Below are 1,669 nucleotides of genomic sequence, written 5' to 3'. Positions count from 1 at the left end.
GGCGGCGGCTAAGATAAACAGACTCCGGCGTCACGTCGGATTCACGCAGGTCGCTGGGTTTGGCGATCTTGATCAGCATGGTCTCTCTCCCTGACGACGGCCCCAGCGGCGTGCCGAAAGCGCGGTCTTGGTTTTTATGGGTGGGCCATGGTGTCTAATCGTTTTTAGCCCTGGAGCATTCGATAGACTCCTTGGCGAAAAGTTCGCCGTTCATTGCCCCGCTGCTGCAGCGGGTGTGGGCTCGTTGGCCGCCGCCCGCGGACTCTGGTTGGCCATGGTGTCGGCAAGTCGCTCGAGCGAAAGCGAAAGCCGCTCGACCAGCCCCTGCAGCAGTTCGCGGCGCCTTGGCGGAATGCGGTCGTGTGCCTGCAGCGCCTCGTCGAGTCGGTTGCCGGCCTCGATCACCCCGTGCGGCGCGTGACCGCGGGCACTCTGCTCGAAGGCCTGGGCCAGCGCCCGGGCAAGCGCCTGATGGGCGCGCTGGACGTCCGGATGCGGGTTGGCGTCGAGCTGATGGCGCAGGCGCAGGATGGCGCTGCCCACGTCGAGCCCGGTCAGCCCCAGAATGAACAGGTGGCGCTGCTGCTCGGCCAGCTGATCGTCGTGCTGGGCGAGCTGCAGGAGCCGGTCCGCCATGCGGCCGCTGAAACGGGCCTCGCTCTGGGTGATCGAGCGCCGGCGCAGGCGGTGGATGTCGCGGGAGATGGCGTGGATCAGGCGCCGGCGGCGCAGCCGGGTGCCGAGCCCCGGTAGCAGGCGAAACGCCGTGACCACCGTGGTCAGGCCGATCAACACGGCCACCACGCGGTTGGCGAAGCTGTCGAACGAGAAATCCATGTCGTTGCCGGGCATGGTGAGCAGAATGTTGAAGATGGTGAAGGCCAGGCAGTACCCCATGGTGGCCGGGTTCGAGGCCCCGAGCAGGCCCAGAAACAGCGGCGTGCCGAACACCACCGCCAGCAGCGCAAAGTCGTGGACCTGGGAGAGCAGCACGTGGCCGAACACGAAGGCGCTGGGAATCGCCGCCAGCATCCCCTTGTAGAACATCAGCGTCACCGCGACCGGGTTGTCGCGGCTGGCGAAGAACGCCGAGAACAGCGTGCCCAGCATCATCGCCACCATGGCGCTCTGCCAAGCGGTGACGATCCAGAACAGCGCAAGGGCCGCGAACACCAGCGCCGAGCGCAGCGCGTTGATGCCGGCGGCCAGGTGGTCGCGGTGCCAGGCCAGCGGCCCGGCGCGCAGCCGGTAGGTACCCGGGGCGGCGATCGCTTCCCTGGCGTCGAGCATCACCAGGGCATGGCCGAGCACCTCGCGCAGCCCCAGGCGCAGGCGCCGGTCCAGCGGTGAAAGCGCATCACTTTCGGTGTCGCGCTCGTGAAGTGAGGCGCGCAGCGCCTGCAGGTGGCGCCGCGCCTCGGGTACGCCCGCGACCTGCTCGGCGTCGCGAAAGCGGGCGGCCATCTCGCGGGCGATGGCGAGGCTCTCAGGGTCGAGACGCTCGGCGTGGTCGTGAAGGAGCTGGTGAAGCGCGTGCAGGCTCGCCAGAAAGCGCAGCGAGCGCCGCGTGAGCACGTGGGAGGCGCGGATGCGTCCCGGGCCTTCCGGGCCTTCGAAGCGCGCCGCCTGGCTGTCGGTCTCGACCACCGTGAGCGCCCCCAGGCTTTCG

At 68.8% G+C, this 1,669-nt stretch carries 1 protein-coding gene; it reads right to left on the bottom strand.

Annotated features, from left to right (window positions below):
* Nucleotides 1-210: 210 nt before the first annotated feature.
* On the bottom strand, nt 211-1,669 hold a 1,459-nt coding region (locus BIS11_RS16875), incomplete at its 5' end, for an FUSC family protein (protein WP_253586627.1).

The sequence above is a fragment of the Halomonas sp. 707D4 genome, from assembly GCF_024158685.1.
GTDB lineage: Bacteria > Pseudomonadota > Gammaproteobacteria > Pseudomonadales > Halomonadaceae > Vreelandella.
This window is presented reverse-complemented; position numbering and strand designations above follow the sequence as displayed.